Genomic DNA, 13,648 nt, shown 5'->3' on the forward strand with positions numbered 1-13,648 from the left:
TTTTCGTATTACTGCTCATCGCTCACACGACGGTGGCCGCGTACGCCACGAACACCACGAACATGGCCGCGCCGCCGAGAGCTGCGCCGATCATGGCCTCGCGGCCATTGGTCGCGTGGCCCTGTTCGTCCCGACCGACGCCGACCCACCCGCACACCACCGCGGCGACACCTGTGGGGATAGCGACGAAATCCCCGATGAAGGGTACGAACGCGCAGACCAGAGCGATGATGCCCAGGATCAGTGCGGCGCTGCCGGCGCCGTTGCGAAAAAGCGGCCGTGTGGAATGTTCCTCGGCCATGCCGCCTCCCTCTTCGCGGTCCTGATGCAGCGACTCGATGCCCGTTGGTCTCACGCGACACGGCGAGCTCATACACCAAAACATACCCTCGCGATGCTCCCAGGGGCGACGGCACCGATGCACTGCATCTCGCGCCCACGTGCCATCGAGGGGACATCTCTCGCCGGTCTGGATCTTGTCGGCGAGGTCGGTGCCCGCACAGCGCACGGGACCGATTCGGCCCGACGGCTTCGACCGTGAACTGGGCTGTCGGTCAGCGCGGCGTAGTTTCTCGCCGTAGGCTTCAGTAACCGGCTCGGGGGGCCCGTGCGCGCCTACTTCCGCGACAGTCGTTCACTGCGTGTGAGGTCTCGAATTGTCAGGAGTTGCTTGTGCCTCGGATATGCAGCCATTCGCCCCCGTGTGTTCGGCCCGTGCCGGATGCCGGTGACGATCGTGACGTCGCGGCAGCGGCTCGCGACGCCGTAGCCGATCGAGCCGACCGTGCTGCTGATGCCCGTGACGCGGTGGCCCTGAGCTTGGATTGTGACGACCGATCCCACGATCAGTGCCACAGGCGGGGCCGAGCGCATCGGCTCACGGCGGCCGGTGACCGTGCCCGGGCCGGCGCGGATAGGTCCGCGTCCCGCCAGGATCGAATCGCAGCAGCGCATGATCGCCGTACTTCGGCCACCGATGAGCTGACCTCTGCATACCGCCGGGACGCGGGGATCGGTCAACTCGAACGCAGCCTCAGTATCGCCCGCGACTCGGGTACCGCCATGGTCGTTTGTTTTGTCGATGTGGACGGCCTCAAGGCCGTCAACGACACCGACGGACATCCGGCCGGTGATCGCATACTCCGACGGGTCGCCGAGGTCATCGACGATCGTTTGGACTGCGACGACACCCTGTTGCGGTACGGCGGCGACGAGTTCATCTTCTCCGTGCTCGGTCCGGCTGCTCTCGTCATCGACGACACCACCGATGTAATCGAAGCCAGACTTCGCGCAAGCGATGACATAGCGATCACATGCGGCATCGCGTTCGCGCGCGAGAGGGACACAGTCGCCGATGTGATCGAAAATGCAGACAGGGACCTGTACCGCCAGCGCCGTGCCTCCCGGGCCACAGTTGCTGCACCTACGGCCGCAGACGCGATTCCTGGTCACCGACCGGCCCGACCATGATGAAGAGGAGCACGAGGAAACCTTGAACTCCAGCGCCGTTCGCAGCATCCTCGCGGATCCTCGGTCCGTTCGCCCGCATTACCAACCGATCGTCGAACTCGACAGTGGCAAGGTAGTCGGCTACGAAGCTCTTGCACGGTGGCCGGGCCACCCGTCGGTGGACCCCGGTGTTGTGTTCTCGAGTGCTGCCGAATGCGGAGTGATCGACGAGGTCGATTGGGCTTGCCGGTGCGCTGCTATGACCGGCGCACTCGATGCCGGTATGTCAGAGGATGTTTCGCTGTTCATCAATATCGAGCCGCTCTCCTCGCGCATCGTTCCCGCGTACGCGCGTGAGATCATCGGTATGGCTGCGACCCGGTTGAATGTCGTAGTCGAGCTCACCGAGCGCTCACTGTTGGCCGACCCCGCCGAGCTACTCGAAACGGTGCGGCGTGCTCGAAAGAGCGGTTGTCTGATAGCCCTGGACGATGTCGGATCGCATCCCGACTCGCTCGCTCTGCTGGAATTCGTCGCCCCGGACATCATCAAGCTCGATTACACTCTCTCGCAGTCGGATCCATCGCCGCAGCAGGCTGCCGTCGTCCTCGCCGTCGCTGCGTACGTGGAGTCGAGTGGGGCACGAATAGTAGCGGAAGGCATCGAAACAGATGCTCACCTTCGTCGTGCGACCGCGCTCGGAGCCGCTTTCGGACAAGGCTGGATGCTCGGCCGTCCCGCGCCGCTTCCGACCCTCGGAGACCGGCAGCACTCGGGTGCCATCTCTGCCCGACCCATCCTGTCCGTGAAATCAGGTGCGCACGCGCGAGCGGACACAGCGGTGCCCTCGGTTCCGTCGGACCTTCTGACAACTTCGTCGGCGCAGGTGGGTAGTAAATCGTTGCTGCTGGCGTTGACCCGGCAACTCGAAGATCACGCGCGCCACATGCCCGATCCGCTCACCATTCAGGCTGCATTTCAAGACTCGGCGTGGTTCACGCAGTCGGTGGCCGACCGCTATGCGAGGCTTGCCGCTGTCAACCCGTTCGTGGCGGCCTTGGGAGTCGGGATGGACACCGAACCCGCAGCAGGTGTGCGTGGTGCGGAACTTCACCCCGATGAACGGTTCGTCGGCGAATGGACTATCACGATCGTCGGATCTCACTACTGCGCTGCGCTCATAGCCCGCGACCTAGGCGACGACGGGGCCGACCACGACCGTCGGTTCGAGTTCCTACTGACCCACGACCGGTTGACCGTCGTCGCTGCGGCACGTTCCATCATGCGCCGAGTCCTGCCGAAATAATTTGGCAGGGCGCATGCGGATCTTGCTCGGCGAAGACGGAATTGGACCAGCCATACGCCAGCGGCATCGATGGTTTGCTGAACACGCTGAACCAGCTCACTCTTCTCGGTTCACTGGTGGGGGAGACCAGCTGCCCGGCCGGGGTCCGTAAATTCTGAGCATGAGTCTGAATTCGCCAGGCGGGCAAGGTAGCCAATTGGGCGTGGTTTCATCGGACGGACGGGTCGTTCGAACCGCGATGGTCAGTGACCCGTCCTTGTCGTGTTTCAGGCCCGGTGTGCGGTCGGTGATGGCGTACCGGTCGAGTTCGTTGGCGTAGAGCAGTCCCTGCGCGTGGTAGACGGTCAGAGACCAGAAATAGTCCGCGGGTGGAAACTGGTCGGCCCCGAAAGTGATGGTGTAGTTGTTCGAGCCGTCGAGCTGACGGCCCTCCTCGTCTTGCTCGCATACAGGGTAAGAAGCCTCGGCTGCCGGGTTGATGTAGATCTGGGAGTAAGCAACGGCGGCCCGTAGGAGATCGTCTGCGCCGAAGTCCGCCCCCGCGTCGTTGATTGCCCAGCCGTTGACAATGCGGCCCATCGATTTCACCTGCGCAGCAATGTCTCCGAGACCGGTCTGTAGGCCGCTGGCGATGTCGTGCTCCGGTGCATCGCGGTCGAGTGCATCGACGAGACGGCGGTACGCCTTGCCTACCCAGCTCGGTACGTCCGAATCGGCAAGGTTGCCGATCGCTTGATCGAGGGCAGCGAGGAATTCGACGGGACGCCGCAGTTCGTCGGAACGGTCGACGTTGCTCAGGGCGAGGTCGGCACGCGCAGCCGGCGGTGTAGGCGGGCCGGACAGAACGATGTGGTTCTGTAGCTCGTTCACCGTGTTCATGTCTCCGCCCCGGGATGGATCGACGAGAATTCGGATGGCGATCATCACGAATCTCGACCGACAGGCGATCCATCCGTCCGCAACCTCGGTCGGCGCGGATGTCGGTCGAAACAAGGTGATCTGAGGGATTCGAGACCCGTGAGTCCTCTGTCCAACAACCATATTGGTGGACGAGTCCGCCTCGCCGATCTGCACGCTGTAGTAACGGGTTCCGAAGTCCGGTAGGCGTAGCTCGAAGGTGCCGGAGGCCAGGTCGACGAACGCCAACGAGTAGAGCGTGTCGACATTCGGGGCGACACCGGCCGTCAGCGTGGGATTCGAGAGTTCACGTTGGTGGCCCAGACAATTCAGTGGGGCACCGGCGGACGTGGAAGGCCGCTGGGAGTGTGGACTCGACGGATCGGTGAACCGCAGCCGGAGGCGTTGGGCAAAGATCACGGGGAATCCCCAGACCTGGAGTGCGCACGCATCGTCGCGCAGATCGGTACGTTCTGATTCGGTGTCGAGCAACGGAGGCCCCCTTGAGATGAACTGAATTCACCTCCACTGTAGTCTGGAGCACGTATCGAAGGTCGTAATACGTGAAAACTTGGACACGGCGATGCTGCGATTGCAGTGGAGTTCGAGAGGTCGATGTGAAAGACGGCGCGCGTCGCAGATTTCCCCGGTCGGTGTATTCCGTTGGTGTCGAGCCCGATCCACGCTTCAGTCTCGCGAACGAGCGAACCTATCTGGCGTGGATTCGAACGTCGCTGGCGTTGATGGCTGCCGGGGTGGCTCTGCAGGTCTTCGACATCGGTGGCGGGTCCACGCCGAGTGTGGTCGCTTCGGTGATGCTGATCGTGTCATCGATCGGGGTTCCGCTACATGCGTGGTGGGGTTGGGCACGAACCGAGAAGAGCATGCGCAACTCCGAGGCGCTGCCGTCTCCTCGTATCGCTCTGCCGTTGGCTTCGGTTCTCGCAACGGTCGGCGTTCTGGTGCTGTGGTCCGTCCTGTGACGATCCGGCGACGCCGTCAGGACCGACCGGCCAGGCGGCCTGGCGGCCAGTTGGGAGACGGGGGCTTGCAAGTCGAGCGAACCGAGTTGGCCTGGGCGCGAACGGAGTCGGCGGTTGCAGTGTGCGCGGTGATCGGCATCCGCCTGAGCGCGCACACCCGCCAGCCGGCGTTGGTTGCGCTGGCCGTCCTCGTCAGCTTCTGCGCGGCGGGGCTGCTGGTCTCGGGGTGGATCTCGCGAACGAGGAGCGCACGGACGGCCGGGTCCGAATCAGCGGTGCCCCTGGCGTTTCCGTTGCGTGCCCATGCCATTGCAGCGTTGATTCCGACCCTCGGGCTGATTGCCCTGACCTTCGTCGTCTGGTCCGCTTTATCACGGTGAAATGGACGAAGCGCGGGCCGTGACGATGTGATCCCGTCACGGCCCGCGTTCGATCCCGAAAGGGTTGCGCTACCCCAGGAACTGCTGTTCCCACTCTGCGGACTGTTGGTCGACGTACTGCTTGGTCAATTTCGCGGGGTCGGGAGCCTGGACCTCGTGCGCGTCGGCGGTGGCCCCCGCAATGCCGGGCAGTGCCGTCGCTACTCCGATGGCCTGCGCGGTTTGTCCCTCCGTGCTGACGAGAAAGTCCGCGAGGACCTGAGCCGCATTGGGATGAGGAGCAACCGCGGTGACATGCCCGTAGAAGGGAGTTCCCCACGATGGGTTCGGCAGAGCCCAATTCACCGGCGCACCGGCCGCCACCTCTTGAACCAGTGGCTGCACCATCGGTGCTACGACTATTTCTCCCGACGTCAACGCCTGCGCGATTCCGAGGGCGCTGGGATAGATCCTCGGCTCCTGCGCGGCGAGCCGTTCCTGGTAGTCGTCGCCGAAATTCTTGCGGTAGAAGTCGTAGAGATCGACGTACGATGCGATGCCCACGGGGCTGACAACGCCTACTCGCCCTTTGTATTCGGGGGCCAGAACATCTCGGGGATCGGCCAGGCCGTTCGCAACCGCATCGGTGTTCCAGCCCATGCCGAAGGTGGCCGCGACGTTCAGGAACAAGCGGTTGTTCTTGATGCTGGAGTCCCGGTCGTACTCGGGGTTGTCGAAACTCGGGCCGCGTAGCTCCTGTGAGTAACTCCCGGAATCCGCGGCGGACGCGATCCACGCGGTATCGGTGACGACGTGGACGTCGGCGATACCCTTCTTCGTCTTGTTCTCCACCTCGACGCGAGGGTTCAGGTCTGCGTCCGTGCCGCGGACGTACTCGAGAGTGATGTTCGGGTACTTAGCATTCCACGCGGCTTTGACGCTGTCGAGGATGGTGGTGTTCTGGCTCGAGTAGAGCGTCACCGAGCCTTCCTCTTCGGCCGCCGACACGACGTCTTCCCAGTTTCCCTCCACCGATGCAGTGTCGCCGCCCGACGATCCGCACGCGCTGAGCGCGACGGTCGATGTGGCGAGGAGCATCGCGATGACGATCTGTTTCGTCCGGACCGAATGTCGCATGTGTTGTCCTCCTGTTTGAACTGAGATCAGTTCACCAGGTAAGGTACGTGATGTCAATCACTTCCCAAGGGCGGTGTGATCGTTCGACGAGACGAGGCTTTTCACCGATGCGCACTTACGACCCGAGTTCGGCCGATCAGATCGCTGCGATCGATGCGGCGGACGTACACCCGTCGGAGGCCATCGACCGGCAGCACTGGGCGCAATCACTGGCGATGCACGCCGTGGTCTACGGCTTGCCATCGGTGTATCAGTACGCCGGGATGTGCGACGCGTGTGCCCCGGCCGTCAGCGACGGGCCTTGGGCGCTCAACGCTCTGGTTCACGAGCGTACGATTGCCGGTGCAGATTTCCAGGCCTTCCGGGTCCCCAATGTCGATACGCTGTATTCCAATGCCTGGCTGGACCTTTCGGATGGACCGATCGTCGTCGTACTTCCCGATTTCGGTAGTCGGTACTACACGCTGAATTTTTTGGACGCCTACAGCAACGCCAGCAATGTCAGTCGGCGTACGCACCCCGAACAGCCGCGTGCGTTGCTCGTGGCGTGTTCGGACTGGACCGGTTCGGTTCCCGACGGTATGGAGGTGTTCAGAGTCGCCACACCGATCATGTGGTTGTTGATGCGGATACAGGCGTTCGGAGATTCGGACCTGCCGACCGTGCACGGTCTGCAGGATGCGGTCACGATCGACGCACCGACCGCGTCGGCACACGCGTGGCCGGCGGTCGATCCTCGTGCGGTCGAAGTCTCCTCGGAGGCGTTCTTCACGGCCCTCGATGTGTCGCTGTCGGTGAACGGAGTGCCGTTCACCGACATAGCCCACGTGCACCAATTTCTTCAGCTCGGGGTGGGTACGGGCACCTTTTCCGTGCACGACCTCGATGAGGACACACAGAAAGGCCTGGAACAGGGTTTCGATTCAGCGATGACGATGTTGTCCCGCTCTCGATCGCTGCTGGGGCGTCGTACCGAAACCGGCTGGACGCGGGTGCTCGGCAAGGGTGCACACGGGCACAACTTCTTTGCACGTGCGGTCATGAACTACGTCGGTCTCGGCGCGAACGTTGTCGAGGAGAACTGCTCGTACAACACCTACGTCGACCACGATGGACAACGACTGTCGTGCGAAGGCGGAGATGAATACCGCATCGAATTTTTCGCTTTACCTCCGGCACAGGCCTTTTGGAGCATCACACTCTACGACGCAAAGACCGGCTGGTTGTACGACGCACCCGGGAAGAAGCATTCGGTGGGATCAGCGGTCAATGGAGGCGACGGAGCATCGGGACCGTCGACGATCACAGTGAGCGCATCGCCGCTCACGACCGACCGTCCCGACCACGCCTGGCTTCCGGCGCCCCAGCATCCGTTCTTCCTGGTCCTGAGGATCTATCAACCGGCCGAGGATGCCCTGAGCGAGCGATGGACGCCGCCGCGCGTCGTGCAGTCGAACGCCGGACCGCTCTGAACCGGTGCGTCAGAGGTTCACAGTCGGCACAGCGTCTTTCCGCTGGTTCGTCCGTTGAGTAGATCGACCAGTGCGGCGGAGGCGTGCTCGAGGCCGTCGTAGATCGATTCCTCGTAGATCATGGTTCCGTCGGTCAGTCGGCTTCCGACAGTGGATCGCATCGTCTCGTAGAGATGGCCGAACGAGCCGGCTCGAAACCCTCGTACCGACAAGCTCTTGGCGGTGATCTGAAACAGGTTCGACGGCAACGTGTTCGATGACTCGTAGGTGGAAATTGCGCCGCACATCGCGACCCGTCCTTGGGGTCGGAGCGCGTCGAGGGCGGCGGTGAAGTGAGAACCGCCTACGTTGTCGAAGTATGCGTCGATCCCGTCCGGGGCAGCCCGCGCGAGCAGGCTGTCCATGTCACCGTCGTGGTAATCGAACGAGCGGGAGGCTCCGAGGGTATCGACCAGGTGATCGGCCTTGCGTCGGCTGCCTGCGGACGCGATCACCGTGCACCCGTGATGGGCGGCGAGTTGGGTAGCGATACTGCCGACTGCTCCTGCCGCGGCGGAGATCCAGACGGTGTCGGACGGTCGAAGGTCCATGACCTCGAAGAGGCCGACATAGGCCGTGAGGCCGGAACTGCCCAGCGGGCCGAGAAACCACTGTTGTGGCCAGTCGAGGGCGTCGATTCTGGTGAGCGTGCCCGCGCCGCCCAGCCCGCCGGCCGCGGCGGAGACCACTGCGAAGTCGCGGTAGCCGTGCATGTGTGACACCAAATCTCCGGGCCGAAAATTGTCGTGCCGTGACTCGACGACGATGCCGAGTGCCAACCCCACCAGCGCGTCTCCGATCCGGAGCGGTGGGAGATATCCGGACGGTGCCGATTCACCCAATCGCAGACGAATCGACGGATCTATCGAGAGCCACGTATTTCGTACCAGCACTTCGCCATCGAGCAGTGGGGCGAGCGGGATGTCCGTCAGCTCCAGCTGTTCGGTCGTGAGTTTTCCGCTCGGATATGAGGTGAGGCAGAGGGTTCGGCTGTTCATGGTCGCGCTGGGCTTCCTTCGAGTCCGAGATTTCAGTTGAACTTGCTTTCCCACTCCTGTTGGAACTGCGAGACCTTCTCGGGCGTCAGTGAATCCGTATCGGGCTGCGGGATGTTCTGGGCCGACGCGACCGAGTTCTCGATGTCGGGCAAGGCGCTGCCGTAGCCTTTCGACAGAGCGCGCTGCCCGTCGGCCGACACCATGAAGTCGGCCAGCACTTGTGCGGCATTGGGATGCGGAGCCGAGGACAACACGTGGGAGTAGTACGGCGCACCCCACGCCGGATCGGGAAGTGTCCACTCGACGGGTGCGCCTGCGTCCTTCTCCCGGACCAGTGGCGGCACCATCGGCGATGCGGCGATCTCACCGGAGCTCAATGCCTGAGCGACGGCCAGCGCGCCCGGGTAGACCCGAGGTTCCTGCGCAGCGAGCTTGTCCAGGAAACCGCCACCGGTCCAGTTCTCGTCGAAGAATCGGTACTCGTCGACAACGGCGGCGAACCCGGCAGGATTCACGACGCCGATCCGGCCTTTCAACGCCGGATCCAACAGGTCCTGCGGGGAGGAAAGCCCGGCAGGAACTGCATCGGTGTTCCACCCGAGCGCAAATATTGCTGCGCTGGTGAGGAAGAACGTATCGTTCAGCACGCTGGTCGACCGAGCGTACGCCGAGTCGTCGAAGGCCGGCCCGACTATCGTTGTCGAGTAGGTGCCCGATTCGGACGCAGTCGCGATCCACGCGGGATCGGTCGACATGTGTACGTCGGCCGTTCCACGACCGGTCCGGGCTTCGGTCTCCACCCGCGGGTTGAGCTCGACGTCACTGCCGCGCGTGAACTCGAGATCGATGTCGGGATACTTCGACTCGAAAGCGGTCTCCAGTGTCGCGAGGTTCTCGGGATGCTGACTGGAGTACAGGTGCACGGTCCCTTCGGCACCGGCCGCGGCCACAACGTCGTCCCATGTGCCCTGTACCGGTCCGGATTCGGCTTCCTGCGAGGATTGCCCGCACGCCGCAGCAACGAGAGTCACTGCGGCAATTCCGACGGACATCACCGATCGACGTAGTGCGTTCACAGCATTCTCTCTTCGTTCAGGACGCGAGTGTATGGACACGCTCTCCGCGCGTTGCTCTGTTCACCAGAGACTGGGGTGGCTCGAAGTGAGCCCCGTACTTCGAGGCCAATTCTCGTGCTCGGTCGACGAAGCCGGGCAGCCCGCCGTCGTATTGATCGATGTACTGGATGACGCCCCCGGTCCACGACGGGAATCCGATACCCAGCAGCGACCCGATGTTCGCATCGGCCACGCTCGTCAACACACCTTCGTCGAGGCATTTGACCGCCTCGATCGCCTCGGCGAACAGCATCCGTTCCTGCATGTCCACGAAAGGAATTCGAGTCGAACCCGAATCGAAAGACGTGCGTACGCCCGGCCAGATCCCGGTTCTCGTGCCCGATTCGTCGTAGCTGTAGAAACCGCCGCCGCCGGCACGCCCGGGACGATCGAGTTCTCCGACCATCTTGTCCATCACCGCATCCGAGCCGTGTCGGCGAGGCGGCTTGCCTTCGCTCGCCAGCGCGCGTTCGTTCTCCTTGCGGATCCTCTGCGACAGAGACAAAGTCACTTGGTCCATCAACTGCAGAGGTGGGGCGGGGTAGCCGGCCTGCGCACCCGCTTGCTCGATGAATACCGGGTTGACGCCCTCGCCGACCGCGGCCATCGCTTCGTCGAGGAACGCGCCGATCACCCGTGAGGTGAAGAACCCACGACTGTCGTTGACGACGATGGGGGTCTTGCCGATCCGGAACACGAAATCGACGACCTTGGCCACTGTCGAGTCCGAAGTCTCTCGGCCACGGATGATTTCGACCAGGGGCATCTTGTCGGCAGGGGAGAAGAAGTGGATTCCGATGAAATTCTCGGGTCGGACGACGCCGTCGGCCAAGATCGAAATGGGAAGCTGGGAGGTGTTGGAGCCGAGGACGATATCGGCGGGAACGATACCGTCGAGCTCCCCGAACACCCGATTTTTGACGTCCACGGATTCGAATGCCGCTTCGATCACGAGATCGGCTGCGGCGCAGTCGGCCGCGTCCGCGGTCGGCCGGATCCGGTCGAGCAGTGCCGCCGACCTCTCGGCCGTCGTCGACCCCCGCTCGAGGGCTTTCGCTTCGAGCTTCTCGGCGTAGAGTTTTCCGCGGTCAGCAGCGGCCTGGTCGAGGTCTTTCAGTACGACCTCGATACCGGCCCTGGCGCACACGTAGGCGATGGCGGCACCCATCATTCCTGCCCCGACGACCGCTACGGTACGGGCGGTGAACGTGTCGTGGCCGGCCGGGCGTGACGTGCCGCGTCGGATGGTCTGCATGTCGAAGAAGAACGCACGAATCATGTTCTGTGCGACTCGATCGGTCATCAGAGAGACGAAGTAGCGGGTCTCGATGCGATCCGCGGTGTCTACGTCGACCGACGCGCACTCCGCTGCGGCGGCGAGTATCGCCCTCGGTGCCGGGGCGGGTGCGCCCTTGAGCTGCTTACGCAGCAATGCCGTTGCGGCCAGCAGATTCTGAGCAACGGCAGGATCGGTCGGTCCACCACCGGGAATCTCGAAACCCTTGACGTCCCACGGCTGCACAGCCGACGGGTTCTCGGCGATCCACGCCTTCGCCGCCGGAATCAACTCGTCCACACCGGCAACGGTGGCGTCGATCAGCCCGAGCTTCGTCGCGTCGGCCACCGAGTGCTGCTGGCCTTTCGTCAATACCTTCGCCAGGGCGGCATCGATTCCCATCAGCCGGATCGTTCTGACGATCCCGCCGCCCCCGGGCAACAATCCGAGCGTGGCCTCGGGGAGACCGATTCGGGTGCCCGGCAGGTCCGCTGCGATGCGGTGATGGGTGTGCAACGCAATCTCGAAGCCGCCGCCGAGAGCTGCGCCGTTGATCGCGGCCACCACGGGGCGACCGAGAGTCTCGAGCCGTCGCAGAACGCCCTTGATCCCGTCGATCCGTTCGGTCAAGGCACGTGCGACGTCGCGCTTGTCTGCATCGCCGGGGTCGGCCGTCATGTCGCCCAGATCGCCGCCCGCGAAGAACGACTTCTTGGCCGAGGTGATCACGACGCCGGTGATGTCGTCCTTCTCGGCTTCGAGCCGCTCGACAGTGGCGGCCATCGACGCGATGTACGTATCGTTCATCGTGTTCGCGCTCTTGCCTGCGTCGTCCATCGTGAGTACGACGATGCCGTCGGAACCGCGTTCCCATCCGATCATGTTCTCGCTCATGGTTTCTCGTATTTCTCTGTGTCGACGATGGGCAGTTCAGAGGCGTTCGATGACGGTGGCAACACCCATGCCGCCGCCGATGCACAGGGTGATCAGGCCGTAGCGGCCACCGGTTCGTTCCAGTTCGTCAAGCACGGTGCCCACCAGAATTGCGCCGGTGGCCCCGAGCGGGTGGCCCATCGCAATCGCTCCGCCGTTGACGTTGGTCTTCTCGTGCGGGATGTCGAGGTCCTTCATCCACTTGAGCACCACGGAGGCGAATGCCTCGTTCAGCTCGAACACGTCGATGTCGTCCACGGTCAGGCCCGCTCGCTTCAACACGGCCACCGTGGCCGGGGTCGGACCGGTGAGCATGATCGTCGGTTCGCTGCCGACCTGAGCGGTGGCCACGATGCGGCCACGGGGAACCAGGCCTGCGCGTGCTCCGGCCGCGTCGCTACCGATGAGAACCAGGGCGGCACCATCGACGATCCCCGACGAATTACCGCCGGTGTGAACATGATCGATGCGTTCGACATCGACGTACTTCTGCAGCGCTACGTCGTCGAAACCCGCGGCTTTGCCCAGCGCGGCGAAGGCCGGCTTCAATGTGCCCAGGCTGCCGGTGGTGGTTCCCGGGCGCCGGTGCTCGTCGTGGTCGAGCAGGGTGACGCCGTTGAAGTCCTCGACCGGAACGACGGACTTCTTGAAATAGCCTGCACTCCAGGCGGCCTCGGCGCGTCGTTGGGACTCCGCCGCGTAGGTGTCGACGTCGTGACGAGAGAAACCCTCGACCGTAGCGATCAGGTCGGCACCGATTCCCTGCGGAACGATGTAGAGGTCGTATGCGGTGGCCGGGTCGGTGAACAGGGCACCGCCGTCGCTGCCCATCGGTACCCGAGACATCGACTCGACGCCGCCGGCGATCACCAGATCGTCCCAGCCGGACGCGATCTTCTGGGCGGCCAGGTTGGTCGCTTCGAGCCCGGACGCGCAAAAACGATTGATCTGGGTGCCGGGGACCGATTCCGGGAGGCCCGCCACCAATGCGGCTGCGCGCGAGATGACCGCGCCCTGTTCTCCGACAGGAGAGACGACGCCGAGGATGACGTCGTCGATGTCGGATGGATCCATATCGGGGAATCGAGCCCGGAGCTCGGTGATCAACCCCGCGACGAGGTCCACCGGCTTGGTGCCGTGCAGCGATCCGTTGCGCCCCTTGCCTCTCGGGGTACGAATGGCCTCGAAAATCAGTGCTTGCTCAGGCATCTCGCTCTTTTCTTCTCTGTTTCGCGAGCCGATCGGCTCCTAGTCGAACGCCAATTCCGGCGTGCGGGCGATGAGCAACCGTCGGACGTGCCCGTTGTCGTCGAGTTGGGCCGAGGCGTTGAACGACGCCTCGAAGGCTCCGTCGCGGGTGGTCCGTCCCAGCACCATCTCGGTGCCGTCGACCGACGCGCCGCGATCGAGATGATGAATCAGGGTGCTCTTCTCGCGTTGCTGGAGGTAGGCGACGAGCCCGTCGCGGTCGCCCACGAACTCGGCTGCCTCGCCGTGTCCCTTGGAAAACTGCACGGACATACGGAAGTCCGCCGAGATCATGGTCAGGACCCGATCCGGGTCGTCGGAATCCATGTACTCGAACCAGCGCTGGAGAGTCGGCGTCGGTTGCATGTTCGAGTTCATCGACGATCCTTCATCGGTATCGAGGAGGGCGAATTCGGCATCGAACGAGACCTGGTAC

General features: G+C 63.5%; 13 protein-coding genes. 5 read left to right on the forward strand and 8 right to left on the reverse strand.

All coding sequences use genetic code 11. From position 1 onward, the window contains the following. Nucleotides 1-22 precede the first annotated feature (22 nt). The gene (locus CH283_RS26080) at nt 23-301 is read right to left on the reverse strand and encodes a hypothetical protein (protein ID WP_068046628.1); all 279 of its coding nucleotides are present in this window, start codon (nt 299-301) and stop codon (nt 23-25) included. A gap of 413 nt (nt 302-714) precedes the next feature. Between CH283_RS26080 and CH283_RS26085 the strand changes: the two genes are divergently transcribed. Further along, entirely contained in the window at nt 715-1,470 is a 756-nt protein-coding gene (locus tag CH283_RS26085) for a GGDEF domain-containing protein (RefSeq protein ID WP_176460570.1), read from the forward strand. A 22-nt stretch (nt 1,471-1,492) separates the two neighbouring features. Continuing rightward, a complete protein-coding gene (locus CH283_RS26090; protein WP_176460571.1) occupies nt 1,493-2,755 on the forward strand; it encodes a sensor domain-containing phosphodiesterase in 1,263 nt (420 codons plus the stop codon). A gap of 96 nt (nt 2,756-2,851) precedes the next feature. Here the strand turns inward: CH283_RS26090 and CH283_RS26095 are convergent, their stop codons facing one another. Next, a complete protein-coding gene (locus CH283_RS26095; protein WP_094639723.1) occupies nt 2,852-4,144 on the reverse strand; it encodes a DUF1214 domain-containing protein in 1,293 nt (430 codons plus the stop codon). Nucleotides 4,145-4,305: 161 nt separating this feature from the next. Here CH283_RS26095 and CH283_RS26100 point away from each other — a divergent pair, with 161 nt between their 5' ends. Together CH283_RS26100 and CH283_RS26105 are read left to right on the forward strand one after the other, a co-directional pair. Continuing rightward, nucleotides 4,306-4,635, forward strand: a complete 330-nt coding sequence (locus CH283_RS26100; RefSeq protein WP_255183349.1) for a YidH family protein — start codon at nt 4,306-4,308, stop codon at nt 4,633-4,635. Nucleotides 4,636-4,700: 65 nt separating this feature from the next. After that, on the forward strand, nt 4,701-5,015 hold the full coding sequence (locus CH283_RS26105; protein WP_141215370.1) for a DUF202 domain-containing protein: 315 nt from the start codon (nt 4,701-4,703) through the stop codon (nt 5,013-5,015). 69 nt (nt 5,016-5,084) lie between these two features. On the opposite strand, the gene CH283_RS26110 is transcribed toward CH283_RS26105, so the two are convergent. Further along, nucleotides 5,085-6,131: an ABC transporter substrate-binding protein gene (locus CH283_RS26110; protein ID WP_373557642.1), complete on the reverse strand. Its 1,047-nt coding sequence runs from the start codon at nt 6,129-6,131 to the stop codon at nt 5,085-5,087. Nucleotides 6,132-6,238: 107 nt separating this feature from the next. Here CH283_RS26110 and CH283_RS26115 point away from each other — a divergent pair, with 107 nt between their 5' ends. Further along, nucleotides 6,239-7,603, forward strand: a complete 1,365-nt coding sequence (locus CH283_RS26115) for a DUF1254 domain-containing protein (RefSeq protein WP_176460572.1) — start codon at nt 6,239-6,241, stop codon at nt 7,601-7,603. A 17-nt stretch (nt 7,604-7,620) separates the two neighbouring features. On the opposite strand, the gene CH283_RS26120 is transcribed toward CH283_RS26115, so the two are convergent. Genes CH283_RS26120 through CH283_RS26140 form a run of 5 tightly spaced genes read right to left on the reverse strand, consistent with a single transcriptional unit; the run spans nt 7,621 to nt 13,590 of the window. After that, a complete protein-coding gene (locus tag CH283_RS26120; protein ID WP_094639727.1) occupies nt 7,621-8,640 on the reverse strand; it encodes an NADP-dependent oxidoreductase in 1,020 nt (339 codons plus the stop codon). Nucleotides 8,641-8,672: 32 nt separating this feature from the next. Beyond that, complete coding sequence (locus tag CH283_RS26125) at nt 8,673-9,692, reverse strand: ABC transporter substrate-binding protein (RefSeq protein WP_094639829.1); 1,020 nt, start codon at nt 9,690-9,692, stop codon at nt 8,673-8,675. Nucleotides 9,693-9,732: 40 nt separating this feature from the next. Then, on the reverse strand, nt 9,733-11,925 hold the full coding sequence (locus CH283_RS26130; protein ID WP_094639728.1) for a 3-hydroxyacyl-CoA dehydrogenase NAD-binding domain-containing protein: 2,193 nt from the start codon (nt 11,923-11,925) through the stop codon (nt 9,733-9,735). Between the two features lie 36 nt (nt 11,926-11,961). Further along, nucleotides 11,962-13,173, reverse strand: a complete 1,212-nt coding sequence (locus CH283_RS26135; protein WP_068046672.1) for an acetyl-CoA C-acetyltransferase — start codon at nt 13,171-13,173, stop codon at nt 11,962-11,964. Nucleotides 13,174-13,212: 39 nt separating this feature from the next. Continuing rightward, entirely contained in the window at nt 13,213-13,590 is a 378-nt protein-coding gene (locus CH283_RS26140) for a hypothetical protein (protein ID WP_068046924.1), read from the reverse strand. Nucleotides 13,591-13,648: the final 58 nt, after the last annotated feature.

The organism is Rhodococcus sp. 05-2254-2, from assembly GCF_002259095.1.
GTDB lineage: Bacteria > Actinomycetota > Actinomycetes > Mycobacteriales > Mycobacteriaceae > Rhodococcoides.